18 protein-coding genes are annotated in these 16,442 nt (G+C 57.5%); 5 read left to right on the top strand and 13 right to left on the bottom strand.

The window, feature by feature from the left end; translation table 11 throughout:
* The 5 genes from VL197_06505 to VL197_06525 all read right to left on the bottom strand — a co-directional run.
* Positions 1-459: FMN-binding protein (locus VL197_06505; protein HUJ17626.1), on the bottom strand; the 459-nt coding region annotated here is incomplete at its 3' end.
* 316 nt (positions 460-775) lie between these two features.
* A complete protein-coding gene (locus tag VL197_06510; protein HUJ17627.1) occupies positions 776-1,180 on the bottom strand; it encodes a putative toxin-antitoxin system toxin component, PIN family in 405 nt (134 codons plus the stop codon).
* Entirely contained in the window at positions 1,177-1,395 is a 219-nt protein-coding gene (locus VL197_06515; protein HUJ17628.1) for a ribbon-helix-helix protein, CopG family, read from the bottom strand. Before VL197_06515 ends, VL197_06510 begins: the two co-directional genes overlap by 4 nt.
* Positions 1,396-1,524: 129 nt before the next feature.
* Positions 1,525-3,054, bottom strand: coding sequence for an MDR family MFS transporter (locus tag VL197_06520; GenBank protein ID HUJ17629.1), 1,530 nt, complete (start codon positions 3,052-3,054; stop codon positions 1,525-1,527).
* A 241-nt stretch (positions 3,055-3,295) separates the two neighbouring features.
* Positions 3,296-3,973 (bottom strand): isoprenylcysteine carboxylmethyltransferase family protein, encoded by a 678-nt coding sequence (locus VL197_06525; GenBank protein ID HUJ17630.1) that lies wholly within the window; start codon positions 3,971-3,973, stop codon positions 3,296-3,298.
* Positions 3,974-4,477: 504 nt separating this feature from the next.
* On the opposite strand from VL197_06525, the gene VL197_06530 reads away from it, so the two are divergent.
* From VL197_06530 to VL197_06545, 4 genes are all read left to right on the top strand, one after another.
* Positions 4,478-5,122 carry a phosphoribosyltransferase gene (locus VL197_06530; GenBank protein ID HUJ17631.1) on the top strand — a complete coding sequence of 215 codons (645 nt, stop codon included), beginning with the start codon at positions 4,478-4,480 and terminating at the stop codon, positions 5,120-5,122.
* A gap of 90 nt (positions 5,123-5,212) precedes the next feature.
* On the top strand, positions 5,213-5,854 hold the full coding sequence (locus VL197_06535; GenBank protein ID HUJ17632.1) for a dienelactone hydrolase family protein: 642 nt from the start codon (positions 5,213-5,215) through the stop codon (positions 5,852-5,854).
* 77 nt (positions 5,855-5,931) lie between these two features.
* Positions 5,932-6,459 carry a type 1 glutamine amidotransferase domain-containing protein gene (locus VL197_06540; GenBank protein HUJ17633.1) on the top strand — a complete coding sequence of 176 codons (528 nt, stop codon included), beginning with the start codon at positions 5,932-5,934 and terminating at the stop codon, positions 6,457-6,459.
* Between the two features lie 516 nt (positions 6,460-6,975).
* On the top strand, positions 6,976-8,112 hold the full coding sequence (locus VL197_06545; protein HUJ17634.1) for a hypothetical protein: 1,137 nt from the start codon (positions 6,976-6,978) through the stop codon (positions 8,110-8,112).
* A gap of 112 nt (positions 8,113-8,224) precedes the next feature.
* Here VL197_06545 and VL197_06550 read toward each other — a convergent pair whose 3' ends face one another.
* Positions 8,225-8,623 (bottom strand): hypothetical protein, encoded by a 399-nt coding sequence (locus VL197_06550; protein ID HUJ17635.1) that lies wholly within the window; start codon positions 8,621-8,623, stop codon positions 8,225-8,227.
* Between the two features lie 290 nt (positions 8,624-8,913).
* Positions 8,914-9,078 (bottom strand): hypothetical protein, encoded by a 165-nt coding sequence (locus tag VL197_06555; GenBank protein ID HUJ17636.1) that lies wholly within the window; start codon positions 9,076-9,078, stop codon positions 8,914-8,916.
* 20 nt (positions 9,079-9,098) lie between these two features.
* On the opposite strand from VL197_06555, the gene VL197_06560 reads away from it, so the two are divergent.
* Positions 9,099-9,425, top strand: a complete 327-nt coding sequence (locus VL197_06560; protein HUJ17637.1) for a universal stress protein — start codon at positions 9,099-9,101, stop codon at positions 9,423-9,425.
* A 185-nt stretch (positions 9,426-9,610) separates the two neighbouring features.
* On the opposite strand, the gene VL197_06565 is transcribed toward VL197_06560, so the two are convergent.
* From VL197_06565 to VL197_06590, 6 genes are all read right to left on the bottom strand, one after another.
* Entirely contained in the window at positions 9,611-10,144 is a 534-nt protein-coding gene (locus VL197_06565) for a type 1 glutamine amidotransferase domain-containing protein (GenBank protein HUJ17638.1), read from the bottom strand.
* A 140-nt stretch (positions 10,145-10,284) separates the two neighbouring features.
* Entirely contained in the window at positions 10,285-10,680 is a 396-nt protein-coding gene (locus VL197_06570; GenBank protein HUJ17639.1) for a hypothetical protein, read from the bottom strand.
* A 229-nt stretch (positions 10,681-10,909) separates the two neighbouring features.
* Positions 10,910-12,160: a S41 family peptidase gene (locus tag VL197_06575; protein ID HUJ17640.1), complete on the bottom strand. Its 1,251-nt coding sequence runs from the start codon at positions 12,158-12,160 to the stop codon at positions 10,910-10,912.
* Between the two features lie 41 nt (positions 12,161-12,201).
* A complete protein-coding gene (locus VL197_06580) occupies positions 12,202-14,610 on the bottom strand; it encodes a glucan 1,4-alpha-glucosidase (protein ID HUJ17641.1) in 2,409 nt (802 codons plus the stop codon).
* A gap of 15 nt (positions 14,611-14,625) precedes the next feature.
* Positions 14,626-15,732 (bottom strand): glucose 1-dehydrogenase, encoded by a 1,107-nt coding sequence (locus VL197_06585; protein ID HUJ17642.1) that lies wholly within the window; start codon positions 15,730-15,732, stop codon positions 14,626-14,628.
* A partial coding sequence (locus VL197_06590) for an MFS transporter (protein HUJ17643.1) occupies positions 15,729-16,442 on the bottom strand: 714 nt, incomplete at its 5' end. The genes VL197_06585 and VL197_06590, both read right to left, overlap by 4 nt.

Genomic DNA, 16,442 nt, shown 5'->3' on the forward strand with positions numbered 1-16,442 from the left:
TTCCAGCGCATCGTACACCGCATGCATGATCACCCTGCTGCTGTTCGTCGCGCCGGTCACGGCGTCAACGTCCGCCGACTGTTTCTCGATGATCCTCAGCGGGATCGCCGACTCGGCCCTCCTGCCGATCCAGGACGCCCGGTGCCGTACCAGCTCTATGCCGGTCATCCTGCCTTCCCGCACCGTCACCTGCACCTCTGCCTCGTTCGGCCAGCTGCTGGCACGGCCCGCATAAACTCCGTCGAGGATCCTGCTGATATCCACCGGTTCTTTCCTGAGCGGCGCGATCGCGCAGGTTGCGTTCAGCAGAACGATCGTGACCAGCAGAAAAGCTCGTGCTCGACGGAGGGACCCCAGGGCCCGCCCGGCGAGGGAGAAGCGACTGCGCGACCGAGAGTCGACGTGAAGCCGATCGAGAGACGCCGTGTTGACCTTCGGCGTTAAAATGCCCCGTGACATTTATTTTTCGCCTGTTACTTTTTTTGCGCCCCGGCACTGGGGGCAGACGCTTTTCCCCGAACCGTGACAGCTCGGGCAGGGACGTTGAGAAGCATTGCTGCTGGGCTGTCTTCCCTGCCCGCGGCAGACGGGACACGCTATTGAGCCTTTACCGCTGCATTGTGGACATTGGATCGTAGCTGTTGAATTTACCATTTGTTCCTCCAGAAAATAACTACCATCTCTATTTTCTTAATTCTCAATTTTGACTTTTTCATGTTTTAATTCCCTGCCTCATCTTTTCTGCATTCTTACTTCCTACTTCTGTCTTCCTGACTCACCTGTCAAACAGCAGTTCAAACTCTCTTGGCGTGATAATTCCTGTCCCCCGGAACGATTTCAATGCAAGCAGGTCCTTGTCTCCGGTGACCACGTAATCAGCCGCTGCTTCCAGGGCACAAGAAAGAACATTGTCGTCATCTTTGTCCCGGCAGACACCGGACAATTTCCCGGAGGGCTGCACGATGTCTCGGGCCGCCTCGGCGATCAATGCCACGGCGTTCTCCTTTTCCTGTTTTGTTGATGCGAACTTTTTGACAAGGATGCCTTCGAATTCGTGAAGGATGAAGGGACAGGTGACGAGGTCGAATTGACGTTTCCGCGCCCGCGTGAGAAGTTTCGCGCAGACGCCTTCAGTGAGAAATGCAGCAAGAAGCACATTGGTATCAAAGAGCGCCTTCACGACACTTCCTTAAAGATATCTTCGTCCGTTACCATGCCCTTCTTCTTCGCCCTCGCGCTGAGGCTTTTTCTCGCGCCCTCGAACCTGGATTCCCAAAGGTATATGCTGATCGATTCCTTGACAACGTCGCTCTTGTTTCTTCCCTGGCTTTTTGCGTACCGTTCGAGCTCGCGGGCGACCTTGTCAGGGAGACTTATTGACAGGACTGATCTCATGGCCAACCTCCTGTACTACAATACACTACACTGGGTGTTTCTGTCAAGATTCAAGTGAACAGATAAAATACGATTATGAATTATGAAGCAGGATTTGTGGCGAGCGACAGCGTTGATCAGACTGCTCTGTTACTTCCGGACCGGCGACGCATGAGAGCTCCTGAGCGGATGTTCGGGGAGAAAGAGCACCAGGACGAACGCCAGCGCAATGATGATCGAGCCGAGCAGGAACGTGGTGCTGATCGCATGCCGGTACGCCCCGATGACGATCTCTTTCTGCGCCGCGGGCAGCTGCTGGATCTGCTGGACCCCCTGCTCGAGCAGGGATCTCGCCCCCGGCGCCATTCCCTTCCATTTCTCCGCATGCAGCCCCTGCAGCCGGGCAGTCATGATGGCGCCGGAGATCGCGACGCCGAAGGTGCCGCCGAGCGAACGGAAGTAGGCCGAGGCCGCCGTTGCGGAGCCCATCTCGGCGGGAAGGACCGCGTTCTGAATGGCGACCATGAGGTTCGGCATGACGAGGCCGAAGCCCGCGCCGAGGGCGATGAGCGAGACCTCGATGAACCCGATGCTCGCTCCCGCCACGGCCGCCCACATGACTGCGAGAAAGGCAAGCGTTGCCGCAGCCAGGCCGAGAACGGGGAGGATCTTATACCGTCCGGTGCGGGACACGATGCGGCCCCCGAGAAACGACGCAATGACCACGCCGCCGGTCATGGGCGCGAGCATGAGCCCGGCGCGCGCGGGCGCGAACCCCAGAACAAGCTGGAAAAAGAGCGGCAAAAAGACCGACGCTCCGAACAGGCCCATGAACGTAAGGAACATGACGCTCGTGGCTATCAGGAAAACCCCGTTTCGGAGGATGTGCGGTACGAGAACGGGCTCCGGGGAACGGCGCTCCGTTTGCACGAGGAGCAGGATCATGACGATCACCGATGCGGCCAGGCCCGCGATAAGCCACGACGACCAGGCGTACTGCACACCGCCCCAGGTCAGCACCAGGAGCAGCGCGACCGTGGAAGCGGTAAGCAGGAACGCTCCGGCATAGTCGATCCGGTGGGAAACGACGCGGCGGGGGCGGTGAAATCCGAATATGAAAAAAGCAAGGGCCAGGGCGCCGAGCGGCAGATTGACGAAAAAGATCCAGCGCCAGGACAGGGCGTCGGTAATGAACCCGCCGAGGAGCGGGCCCGCGATGCTGGCGACGCCGAAGACGGCGCCGAAATAGCCCTGATAGCGGCCGCGCTCGCGCGGCGCGACGAGGTCGGCCACGGTCGTCATCGCGAGCGTCATGAGGCCGCCCGCTCCGAGCCCCTGGATGCCGCGAAACACGACGAGCTGGGTCATGGAGCCGGACAGGCCGCAGAGGATGGACCCAACGAGGAATATCAGGATCGCGGCGATAAAGAGCGGCTTGCGGCCGTACATGTCGCTCAGCTTCCCGTAGAGCGGCGTGGTTGCCGTTGAGGTGAGCAGGAACGACGTGACGACCCACGACAGATGGGAAAGGCCGCCCAGGTCGCTCACGATCCTCGGAAGCGCGACGCCGACGATGTTCTGGTCGAGCGACGCCAGCATGAGCGCCAGCATCAGGCCCGCGAAAACGGTCCTGACCTCGCGCCGGGACGCCGGCGCTATATCGGGGAGTTCCTCTGACACGATCAGTGATTATAAGGACTGCGGACGGGATGTCAAGGGATTAAAGGGCGACATGTCGACGAGAGGCGACGCGGAGACTGGGAGACAAAAAGGCGACTGGAAGACCATGATGCGGAAGAATCGCACAATCGAAGGTCGTGAAGGAGGCGGAACCTATCGTCATTCCTGCGAAAGCAGGCATCCAGTGTTTTTCCTGCGCATCCCCTTCGCGTGCTGAATTAGAAACAGACGTGATTTACCGTCACCATACACAGGGTATGAGCCGGTACCGCACCTTCTTTCTGTAGTCCGGATACCCGGGCAAATGTTCAGCAAGGAATTTTTCTTCATCGAGAAGCCGCCAGACGATCACGAGCGTCATGGGAAGGAACATGAGGAGCCCCCACCAGGACCCGAGCGCAAGCGGCGTTCCAAGGAGCATGACGAGCGCTCCTGAATACATGGGATGGCGAACGAACGCGTAAGGTCCCGTTTCAACAACTTTTTGATCCGAGGTAACTTCGATGGTCGCAGCGGTGAATGAATTCTCCTTGAAAACGATGAAGATGATGAGAAACCCGAGCGCCGCGAGGACGTCCCCGGCAATCACTGCGGTAAGCGGAACTTTCGACCATACAAAACGATGGTCAAGCGATGACAGAAGGAACAGTCCGATGAACGCCAGGGATGCAAAGAGCTGTATAAGCTTTTGGCTCCTTTCTTTTTCTGCTCCCGGGCCCGCATGCACCCGGCGCTCCAGGAGCTTCGGATCCTTCTTCCAGAGATACGCGGAGATCAGTGCGGTTGAGAGGACAAAGACGAACAAATAGGCCCATGCCTGCCAGAAATCGAACGTCCATCCGGGAGCGAAAAGCGCAATTCCCAGGCCGAGGATAAGCTGCACAAATCCCAGTATGGTTCTTCTTGTCAGATCGTTCATAAAGGGCCGGCTGAATAGATCGCTCAAGCGCTGCAAGATCTATCCGCAGATGACGTACCCTGCTCTTTCCATAACGCGGGCACAAGCTGATGTCACAGAGATAACCAAACTACTCCTCCTCAGTTTAAAGCAAAACAAACCGAATCTCAAGACTTTGTCTCTTGCTCTTATTGAGAATCCATCTGCGTAGATCTGGCCGCACCTAGCGCTTACAAGCCTGCACCCAGCGGTTATGAGTGTTTACGCGAATGGAGGGTGTGGGCCTGTGGCCGCGATGTGGCAACGCCAGGCTACGAATGCGCGGGATCCTTTGCCGGAATTGCTCTTGATGCCGTTGCATCTTGACAATCTATGAACAGAGAATTAAATTTAAATAAAAAGCGAAGATGTAACTCCGAGAAGTTGTTCACAAGAACTAGTTTTTTCGTCATGCTAAAGTAAGGCGTTCTGAACGAATCCGGACCTTGACGCTCGTGCCTACATAGGCGGGAAGAAATGAGAACCATGTTCCAAAATCGAAACGATGCAGGAAGCCGCCTCTCCTCGCGGCTTCTTCAATACAAGGACAGGCCCGATGTGATGGTTCTCGCCCTTCCCCGGGGCGGCGTGGTCACCGGCTATGAGATTGCGCATGCGCTCAATGTCCCTCTCGATGTTCTGATCGTGAGAAAACTCGGTTTCCCCGGCCAACCCGAGCTTGCCCTGGGAGCTGTTGCGGAGACCGGGACCGTTATCCTGAATGAGGACATCGTCAAAGAAGGCAGTGTATCCGGGGCTTTTATAAAGAGCGAGATCGAACGTCAAAAGGAGGAGATCGCACGGCGCGTGGTCCTTTACCGGTCGGGGAAAAGGCTTCCCGATCTGAGCGGGACCGTGGTCATCCTCGCGGACGACGGGGTCGCGACCGGCGCCACGATAAAGGCCGCGATCTCGGCGCTCAAAGAACAGAAGGTGAAAAAGCTGGTCGTTGCGCTGCCCGTCGGGCCCCCGGGAACCATGAAAGCCTTGCGGCAGATGGTCGATGAGCTCATTTGCCTCGAAACGCCGCTCTCGTTCATGGCGGTGAGCGCACACTATCTCGATTTTGCCCAGGTATCGGACGACGAAGTAGTGGACATTCTTCAGCGGATTTCGGCAAAGGCAGCGTGATCCGGAGGGAACCGAACCAGTTCTTTCCCATCCCCTGTTCACCGGATATCGGCTGACAGTCATCTGTAAAAAATAAAGGAAGGCAACGCCATGTTCAATACGCTTACCGAACAGAAAGTCAGCATCCTGGCCGGAACGGTGATGCTTGAGGGAAATCTCGTGATCCCCCGATCATGCCGGTCAGTCGTGATATTTGCGCACGGCAGCGGCAGCAGCATGCACAGCCCGCGGAACAGGTTCGTGGCCGGCATGCTCCAGGAAGAAGGGATCGGCACTCTCCTCTTCGACCTGCTCAAGCCCTTCGAGGACGCCGTCTACGCGAACCGGTTCAATATCGATCTCCTGACCGAGCGGCTCAAGGCATCGACCCACTGGCTCCAAAAGCGGCCGGAAACCCAGGGACTTCCCCTGGGCTATTTCGGGGCAAGCACCGGGTCGGCAGCGGCCCTTCGCGCCGCTGCGGAAATGGGGCCTCTGATCCGCGCCGTGGTCTCGCGCGGAGGCAGGCCCGACCTGGCCGGACCGGCCCTCTCCCGGGTAACGACACCGGTCCTCTTCATCGTGGGCGGTAATGACTCCCCTGTTCTCGAACTCAACCAGCAGGCGTACGGCATGATCACTGCGGACAAGGACCTCGCGATCGTTCCCCATGCAACGCACCTGTTCGAGGAGCCGGGCGCGCTCGCAGAAGTCGCGCGTCTTGCCGTCGCATGGTTCAGGCAGCGCCTCTGACAGGTAGTGCAGCACATTGTGCGTTCTTCAAGGCGGTTGTTTTTTGACAATTCGAACGCTTGGGGGGAGGTGGTCCCATGAAAGCACTGTTCATCAGCGCGGACAGGTATGAGGATTCGGAGCTTCTTGTTCCCTATTACCGCCTTCTCGAAGAAGGCCTCGAGGTGGACATTGCGTCCATGAAGAAAGAACCGATCAAGGGCAAGCACGGCTACGACGTACCGGTGACGAAGACCCTGGCGGAGGTCAGGCCCGATGATTACGACGTTCTGGTGCTGCCGGGCGGCAAGGCGCCCGAGGAAGTGCGAAGGGAGCCCAGGGCCGTGGAGATCGCGCGTTACTTTTTCGCGAAGAACAAGCCGGTAGCAGCCATCTGCCACGGGCCTCAGACGCTGATCACCGCGGGCCTGCTGAAAGGCAGGCATGCCACCTGCTACCGGACGGTTGTTGAGGAATTGAAGGCGGCGGGCGCGGTCTACGAGGACAAAGAAGTTGTCGTGGACGGCAATCTCGTGACCTCGCGCCAGCCTTCGGACCTTCCCGCGTTCATGCGGGAGACCATGAAGATGATCCGCAGCGCGGCAAAAAAATCGAAAGCTGCGTAAAACCATAAAAAGACGCGTCTCACACAGAGCCACGAAGTTGAAAGAGCGAATAAAATCATTTTCATCAGGATTTCTTCGTGTACTTCGTGCCTCCATTTAATAAACGACCGCCTTAGGGGAGCATCGTGACAAGGCGATACAATCCCGTATCGCGCAAAGGCGCGAAGAACAGCGATCAAATCATAACATTATATCCTTTCTTTGAGTCTTGTTTCTGCGCGATATTTTTGCTCTTCAAGAGGTCCGCGAGCAGGGCATCGACCCCCTTCTGCATCATCATCGACATGGATGCCCAGTCCTATCTCCCGCACAGTCCGGCGATGTGAACTATATCCTGATCGAAAGTGTACGCAAGCTGCCTGAGCGGATCACCGAGATCTCCCGGAGGCTGACGTCATAGCCCGCGAGGAGTCGCGGCAAGCCGGCAATCACCGTATCGATTGAGCAACGTTTTATCCGGAAGAATTTATGAGGAAGACGGAACAAAATGCCTCCCTGTCAACGGCCCGGGAGCTCATGATCGAATTTGCCGACCTGACCGGACTGATGCCGGCCAGGGAAAAAGGACAACGCTACTTATGGACCGATGCTTTTGCCGTCTGCAACTTCCTGGAGCTTTATCGATCTTTTGGCGACGAGATATACAAAAGTCTAGCGCTGCGCCTTGTCGATCAAGTCCATGCCGTGCTCGGACGTCACCGTGATGATGACAGCCGCACGGGCTGGATCAGCGGCCTCGATCAGCACGAAGGCATCATGCACCCCACGCGAGGCGGCTTAAGGATCGGCAAGGAGATGAACGAACGCAGACCTGATGAGCCTTATGATGAACGCCTGGAATGGGAACGGGACGGACAGTACTATCATTATTTGACAAAATGGATGCACGCTCTCAGCCGGGCAAGCAGCGTCACGGAAGATCCGACCTACAACCGGTGGGCGATAGAGCTCGCGAAAACAGCGCATGCCAGGTTCACCTACGATCATCCCGCGAGCGGACGAAAACGCATGTACTGGAAGATGAGCATCGACCTGTCCCATCCGCTTGTCCCCTCGATGGGGCATCACGATCCTCTCGACGGACTCATCACGTACCTCCAGCTTCAGGCTACCGCGGCAAGAGACTCTGACAAATCCCCGGGGTCCGATCTCGGCGCGGAAATCACCGACCTTGCAGCTCTGTGTGAAGGGAAACAATGGACCACCGATGATCCCCTGGGCATTGGCGAGCTTTTGAGCAGCGCGTACAAGCTTGCTCAATTGACCGTCCCCAAAGGTTTTGAAAAGGACGCACTTCTGGACACGATCCTGCACTCTTCCCTGACCGGCATCCAATCCTACGCGCGATCGAATCCACTGGATCTTCCCGCACAGGAGCGGCTTCCATTTCGGGAATTGGGGTTATCGATCGGTTTGCATGCCCTTGAGCGGCTGCAGGCATTGATCGAGCACTCTGCGGGATGTCCCACCGGGAACCGTCGTCTGCATTCACAAATTGATGAATTGACGCGCTCCAAGCCCCTCGGTGACATGATCGAGAAATACTGGCTTGAACCTTCAAACAGGCAGGCTGACACCTGGCAGGCTCATCGCGCTATAAACATGGTGATGCTCGCAACCAGCCTTGCGCCCGACGGTTATCTCTCCCCTTGAACCTGAGCGCGATCAACGAAAGAACGCTACCGTTCATCGCGAACTCACAATCGAGTCAAGAGAATAATAAGGCTCCGCAATCATGCGGAGCCTTATACCAGGGAATCAGCCATCAGCACTGCTCATAAACCGTATCGGCGACGGCAAAACCCGCCAATTCGTGATACGTCACGATGGCATCACGATACGCGGTGAGGTCCTGAGCCGAATCACCGGAGTTGCAGATCAGCACACCGGTTCTCGCATTCAAAAAGATGCTTACGGTATCGCTCGGATATTCGCCAAGATCATCCGAGCGCAAGGTCAGCACCGTGATGTTGTTCACATTGTCTACGGCTACGATCTCCCCTATCAGGGTGCGCTCCTGACCGCTCTTCATCATTCCCTGGGAATTCGCCGCCAGTGTGGTAAGGGACATGAACAACAGAACAGCAGCAATCAGCACGAGCAGCCCGGCCAGTACCGTTGCCGCCCTGGCCGGCCCTCTCCCGATCATTGACTTACCGATCATGACCATCAACTCCTTTCATACAAGAGAGGGAATACCAGACCCTCTTGCTCTTGTATTGTTCATTCATATGATAACTCTCTCTTCCGGGATATTCAATCCTACCAAAATATCAACATTAGTGCGGCACAGTCTGCCCATTTGCAGGAACCGATTACCGCCGGAGCCGTGGCCACGGTGTTTCAGCGTGTTCAGTGAAACTTTGTCAGGACTGATCGAAGAAAAAGTGATAAAAAGCCCCGTTTTAGGGACAGATCTATCGGTCAGTCCTAAGATTAAATCAGAAAGGATTTTTAAAATTGATACATTAATACGAAGAAAGGACATACATCATGGACAGCATCAAACGGCTTCTCATCGTATGCAGATTGACGAGCCATTGCGGCCCCGTTGTCCGCGCTGCCGTGGATCAGGCGCGAAGCTTTGGCGCGGAATTCTATGTCCTGCACGTCATTCACGATCCATTCTGTATCGAGGGATGGAACCTTCCCTTCCATCACTGGAGCAGGACTTTCGTCGTCTGCTCAAGAAGACGAGGAAGGAGCTGGACGACCTTGTTGCGGAGGAAAAACGAAAGGGCATATCCGTCAAGGAACTGATCCGGGAAGGCAAACCTCACAAGGAGATCGAGAAAGTCGTGCGGGACGAGAAGATCGGCCTCCTCGTGCTTCCTGCCCATGAAGAATCGCGGCTAGAACACCTTCCTTTCGGAAGGGACAATGAAGACCTTATCCGGGGGATGCCCTGTTCGATCCTTCTCGTAAAGCGCGAGCCGAAGCCCGCGCCCTATCCCTGGCCTTCATAAAGGCTGACCAGTCTCTTATAGATCCGGGGAAGATAAGTATAAGGACGGACCTGGCACATTCCCCGCAAGTTCATGACATCATTCTCAGGAGTATCGTAACCACCAGAAGGATCATGGCACTCTGCCTGATCGTTTCAAGCATCCGCGCCAGAACAAAAAGTCGCATCAACTTTTGGGAAAGATCACTATGCAGCTTTCAAATTTTGGGCCTTTTTGCGGATCATCTTCATTGTTTCCCGCATGAAGGCGGGCAGGTCCGCAGGCCGGCGCGAGGTCACGAGATTGCCGTCCACGACGACATCTTCGTCCTCGACGAAGATCGCGCCTGCTGATATCAACTCATCCACGATGGCCTGGGAACCGGTGGCGTGTCTGCCCTTCAGAAGTCCCGCAGCGATCAGCGTCTGAGGTCCCTGGCAAATAGCGGCGACGGGTTTCTCCTTCTTGAAGAAGTCTCGCGCGATCTCCACCGCCTTCGGTTCTTTTCGCACCGCCTCGGCCACATCACCTCCGGGCAGCACAAGGATATCGTAGTCATCAGGCCTGACCTCTGCCAGGGTCTTCGTCACGTTCATGTCATATCCATGTTTGCCTTTAATCGGCTCCTTTTTCTTCATAGATGCGATATCCACCTTGATGCCTTCTTCTAGAAATCGGTAAGAGGGGACGAGAAGCTCTGCATCGTCATATCTGTCCGCACTGATAAATAGTGCTTTCATGGAACTACCTCCGTTTTCTGTTGGAATATTTTGAACTCCTCTACGCCCGTCAAACACAGCATGGTAGGTCGGCACTGATCCCGCAATCACAAGAGAAAGGCTCCGCACATGTGCGGAGCCTTGTACCATAGAATAATCCTTCAACAACGTTCCGAAACGGAATCGGCAACGGCAAAACCAGCCAATTCATGATACCGTATCATGGCGTTCCGGCTGACATTGATATCACGCGCAGGTTCGCGCGCGTTGCATATCTTCACACTGGTGCTTGGCCTCAGAAAGATGTTCATGGTATCGTTCGGATATTTGCCAATTTCATCTGACCTCAAGGTCAGCACATTGATGTTGTTCACATTGTCTACGGCAATAACCTCCCCCTTCAGGGTGCGCTCCTCGCCGCCTTTCGTCATGCCTTGCGAGATCGCCGCCTGTGTAAGAGATGTGGCCAGCAAAACGGCAGCAAGCAGTACAAGCATCCCGGCCAGTACCGTTGCGGTCCTGGCCGGTCCTCTCCGGATTATTTGTTTACCGATCATGGTATTCAACTCCTTTCGCCGGGAAGGGCATAACATCCTCCCTTTCATGTTCCTATGGTAGCTCTCTCCCCCGGGATTTGCAATCAGACCAAAATATCACCTTCGATACGGCGCAGCCACTCCCTTTGACGGCCTGCTTTCATGCTTTGCGCCCAGTTTTCCCTCATCGTTTTCAGCTCGACATCAGACCTCGGAGCAACGAGCCCTTTTAAGAGGTTTTCCCGCCCGGTCAGGTCCCGCGCAGGGCATCAAGGGCACGAAGCAGCTGGAGATCCTTATGCGACCGCAGTTCCGCAAGGCTCATGCCCCGTTCCGCTTCGGGGAGCAACGGCGCACCATCGGCTGGAAGGGAAACGACAATGTCTGGCGTGATCCCCTTGTGCCAGATGACACGGCCGTTCGGCGTAAGCCATTCCATGACGGCGAGCAGCAGTGCCGACCCGTCTGAGAGGGGCACGGCGTTCAGCACTGTCCCGGTGCCGAATGTCTTTTCTCCCACGATGGCTGCACGCTTCGCATCCTGAAGAGCGCCGGCAACGATCTCCGAGGCGCTGGCGGTGCCGGCATTGGTCAAAACAGCCATGGGCAGGCCGCATTTCCTGACGCCTTTTTCAACCGCGACAGACCGCAGTTCGCCTTTCGCGTTCTTTTCCTCGAGAACGGTGCCGCTTTCCAGGAACTGGCTTGCCACCCCGACCGCCATATCAAGGAGCCCGCCCGGGTCGTTCCGCAGGTCGAGGATCACTCCCTTTGCTCCGCGCTGCTCAATTTCAGCAAGGGCCTTCTCCAGGTTCTGCGACGTTCCCTTGCTGAAGAATGCGATCCGCACGTGCGCCGTGCGCTGGTCCGGCAGCAGGTGCCAGGTTACGCTTTGCAGGGTGATGTTCGCCCTCCTGATGGTAAGCGTCCTTTCCTGCCCTGAAACGGGGTCCTCAATCATAAGGGCCACAACGGTTCCGGCCGGGCCCATGATCTTTTGCACCACCTCCTGCAGGGAAAGGCCGGTGACGTCCCTGCCGTCAACGTCAATAATGATGTCGCCGGGGCGAATGCCGGCCTTTTGCGCCGGCGATCCGTCGATCGGCGCTACGACGACTACCTGGTTGTTCTTCATCTGGATTTCAGCACCTATGCCTGCGAACTGTCCGGACTCGATCGTATGCTCAGCCTGGACCATATCCGGGTTCAGAAAGCCGCTGTGCCCCGTGTCGCCCAGGGAATCGACCATGCCCGCAATTGCGCCGTAGGTCATGCTTCGCGGCTTCACGCTGGGACGGTCCACGTAGTTTTGTTCAATCGCGTTCCAGGCCTCGGCCATCAGGCGAAAGTCGGAGGCTGCCTCCGGGGGTACGAACGAAGGCGGATAGGGGTCAGGGAGAATATAGGCATGCAGCACGGCGCCGATCAGCAGCCCTGCGGCCAGCATAAGCAGCAGGGACCCTGTGCCCCTTGCATTGACGAGACGGTTCTGTTTGTCCATAAGGATCCTTCCCCGTGCCGGCAGGTTACCTGATCTCCCTGTCAGTCCTTCGCTATGGTGACCGAATAATCCACGCCTTCCCATTTTGTAGCGGCCGGCCAGTAGATCGTGAAAAAGACCATGCTCCCGGAAGGAAGATCTTTCGTAGACAGGTCTGCCACGTGAACTCCAAGGCCCGTATCGCGAGTCCGCTGGTCCCGCGTCGTCTGCCAGGAGTCCGCACTCCAGTGGATCATGGCTGGTTGCAGCACTTCGATGCGCAATGTCCTTCCCGCTTTCATAGCGTGGATCTTGTGGTTATAACTCCATCGGGAAAGGAGAGATTCTCTCTTCTCGTCCTGGTATCGCTGAACGGTCTGGGGCGGCGTGTCGAACACGCGGCCATCGTGCAGGGACCGTCTCAGTTTAACGTATTCGGAATGGGCCCAGACCAGCGGCATGGCCGAGCCCGACGGCTTGCCGAAGAAAAGTTCCTTTTTGGGGATATCCGGGGCGTCCCAAACCTGCTCGGGCAACATTCCTCCCTCGTTGGCAAAGGCCTCCATCGTCAGTTTGAGCTGCTCCGCTTCGGTGCGGCGGCCTGCCGCGAGTTCATAATGGGCGCGTTCACCCGTGAGAAGCGGCCATGCCCTTCCCGTGCCTGTGCCGTCGAAGGGAGAACCGTCCGCATGTTCTCCGTAGCCGTCGTCGTTGTACCGGTGCCAGGAAGGACCGTTGGGCGTCTTCACTTTCAACAGTGCATCAATGACCTTCACGGTGTTCACGATGCGCGGATCATCGGCTGCACGCAGGCCGAAGCGGACCAGGGCCAGGGCGTCGGGGCTCACGATATGAACGGCCGGTTCGGCGCTCTGTCCAACAGGCCGGTTCTTGATCGGCACAAACCCTGCTTTCGGAGAAGCGGCATCAGCCACTTCCGGCGGCGCGATGCGCACGTAGTAGCCTTCAACACCCATGCGTTTTGCCAACTTGGTCCCCGTGACGTAGACCCAGCGTTCGATGTTCGCATTCCAGGTATCAGCGGTTTCACGGAGGTATGCGGCAACGCCGGGCTCATTATTCGTCCCGGCGAGGTCCGCGGCCACCAGGAGCGCCGCGATCTCTACGGCCAAGGTGAAGGGCGAATAACCGGCATCTTCCTCCCAGCGGTCCTGCTGCGTTACCGGGCCGTTCCGTACGAGAAAACCCGCCGCCTTTCGCACCATTGGCCAGAGTGCGGCCAGATCGCCCTCGCCCAGCGCCTTCTCCCGTCGTGCCAGGTCAACGAGAAGAATGGGGAAAGCTGTTTCGTCCATCTGGATGCCGTTCCAGTAAGGTGCACCGTCGAGCCACATATTCTGCGGCCAGTGGCCGTCCGCTTCCTGCGTGACCTGAAGATAGCGAAGCACACGGTTGACATCGGTCCTCGCCCCTGCGGCCAGGAGGCCCCCGGCCGATTCGACCAGGTCACGCGGCCACGCAAGGTGGTATCCTCCGAGATCGTCATCGCCCTTGGAAAAACCCCAGGGGATGGCAAGGCTTGCGATCAGGCCGCCGGGAAAACGCTTTGACTCGTGAGTCCGGAGGACCGCAGTGCTGACCCGGAACAGATTACGGTTGTCCGTCTTGCCTCCGTCTATGATCGGCAGCGTTCGCTGCCACGCCTGCCACTCGTTCGTGTAGAGGGTTTGCGCTGACTCGAACCCGTCGGAGAGGCTTGCCAGGGCGCGGTATCCTGCTTCACCGGAATCGCTGCCGAACCCCAGGGCAAGCAGGAACGCGCCTTTGTTCGCGGACAGGTCGACTTCTCCGCACAGTGCCACATTGCCGTTCTCAGCACGTGCATATTCCCAGGACATGAACTTATTGCGCATCAGGTCCTGCCAGCTGTCGGAAACGCCGACAAAGCCTGAGGAACGTTTGAGCCAGGCTGCCGAGCAGGCAAGCGCCAGGGCATTGCCGTCGCGCTCGGCAAAGAGCATGGGCACGCCCTTGTAGTCGCCCACCCATGCGGTATTGCCGGCGCCGTGGTTGCCGAGGTGCGGCGCCAGCAGTACGTAAAGATGGTAGTCTTCCTCTCTTCCCCGGAGAGCAGTGAAGCGTGTCTGCTGGAGCACAACGTCCCTTCGGGGATCAGTGATGATGTCCTTCTCGATCCGGTAGCGTCCTTCCCGCGAGGTGTTTACCAGATGGTAGGCCGGAACGCCGTCAACGGGATAAGCCACCGTGGATGAGGCATGTCGCTTTTCCTCGGAGAAAAAGTCCCGGCCGTCAGTGATGATGAGACCCAGATCGCGCGTACAAGCCTGGTCTACCCGGGGATAATAGATCTCGTTCAGGATGCCGTGACTCAGGGTGAACCAGACCCGGCTTGCAGGACTCAGGGACGTACCAACACCGCTCTTGGCGCTCGATGTCCAGCGTGCCGGGCTTCCCGGCCATCCCGGTGCGTAGTTGTTCCGTCCATCCATAGTTCACACTCCTTTTTATGGGTTCCATTCCAGTACTACCTTGATCTCGTCCGGTTCATGCTGCGTCAGGACCGACTGATAATCCGCAGAGGGACGACGATGGGTGATAAGTCCGGCTACATGATCGCCCCATCGCAGCCGGGCACGGGAGAGATCGTCAACGGCCATCTGAAAGTGATCGCGGGAAGCGTTCACACTGCCTATCATGACCTGATTCCCGAGCACAAGCCTCCTGATCAGTTCGGCGCCGTCAAGCTGGAGAGGGCGGTCTCCGCCGGGAATACCGGTGAGAACATAGACGCCGTTCTTCCCGAGTGCGTCAAGAAGGTTGAATTCGAGCGCAGCCACGCCCGTTGCCTCGAAGATCAGATCCATCTGCCCCAGTTCGCGCTCGACCTTATCGGGGGGGATGCGCCTCCCATCCACATACTTTCCCCCGATGTGATTGAGCCACTGCGGGCGGGCACTGGCCGCGTCCACGACATCGATCCCGAAAACTTCCGCTCCGCGCAGGCGCAGGGCAAGGGCGGCGAGAAGTCCGATCGGCCCGAGGCCAGCCACCAGGCAGCGCCGTCCATACAGCCAGTCGGGCGTGGCCGCAGCTTCCGGCAAGCGGGCGGACTGGAGGCGGATCGATTCGTCAATGGCCTTCTCAGCAACCGAGAGCGGCTCGGTAAGCACGCCCATTGGTTCAAGATCAACAGGAACGCGGACAATGTACTGTTCCCTGTCCACGACAAATTCAGTCTGATACCCGTCCATTCCCCAGATCCCCCGCTCGCGGTATCCTCCGGTGAGGCACATGTCGGAGCGGTTCATCTTGCAAGGCAGGCATTCTCCGCATCCGCGGCGAACCGTGAACACTGCAAAGTCTCCTGGTTTCACCCGTGTCACGGCCTTACCCGTCTCGACGACCTGGCCGAACATTTCGTGGCCGATCACAAGTTCCTTTTGACCTTGCGGGGCCAGGGCACGGCCGCCTGATGCCTCTTCACGGTCCGTACCGCAGATGCCGACGCGAAGAATACGTGCCTTCACGTCTTCGGGAGAAGTGACAGCCGGTTCAGGAACATCGATCAGCCTGATCGCAGGGGTGCCGGGAGTAAGAGCGACTGCTTTCACTGGTGAACCTCCTTACTTACCTGAATTACCATGCGTGTATTGAATCGTGTCATGATGAGCACAATGAAACCGGCGCCAACTCCGATTATTCCCATGATCGGAATTGCGACATACCCCCACAGATTCGCCGCCCATCCTCCGAGTACGGCCCCGATGACGCCGGACAGCGCGGTAACGGCGTTAAAGAGGCCCATCCCCTCTCCCTCATTTCCCGGGGACAGAGAAGCAACCAGTGCGGTGCTGCTCACGCTGAGCAAAGACCATGCAAGCACGACGAATAGAAAGAACAGCATGGCGAGCCAGCCGCGTCCGGTAAACGGCGAGATTGCCAGAACAGTCAGTACCAGAAAGGCAGCAATGCGCAGGACCAGTGCGTCCCGAAGTACCGGCAGCGGCCCCCTCTTGAGAGACCACGTGGCGGCAGGCGAATACAGGATGAGTCCCAGCCCCGCGGCCAGGGCGTATCCTGTTGACGATAGTCCGGGCAGAACTCCGTACACCTTCTGCATCAAAACGGGATAGAAGGAAAAGAATGCCGCGCCGCCTGAAAAGCTCAATAGCCAGGCGATCAGAAAAAGACCGAAGGACGTCCGGAAAGGCGCGAAGAACGTCCTGAGGCCCTGCATGCTCAGATGGTGGTAAAGGTGCTGCGGGGAGCCGACAGGCCACTCGGCATGGTGCGCGGGACGTGCGAGAACGGGCCGGCGTTG

The organism is Nitrospirota bacterium (assembly GCA_035516965.1).
In the GTDB taxonomy this organism is placed as follows: domain Bacteria; phylum Nitrospirota; class UBA9217; order UBA9217; family UBA9217; genus MHEA01.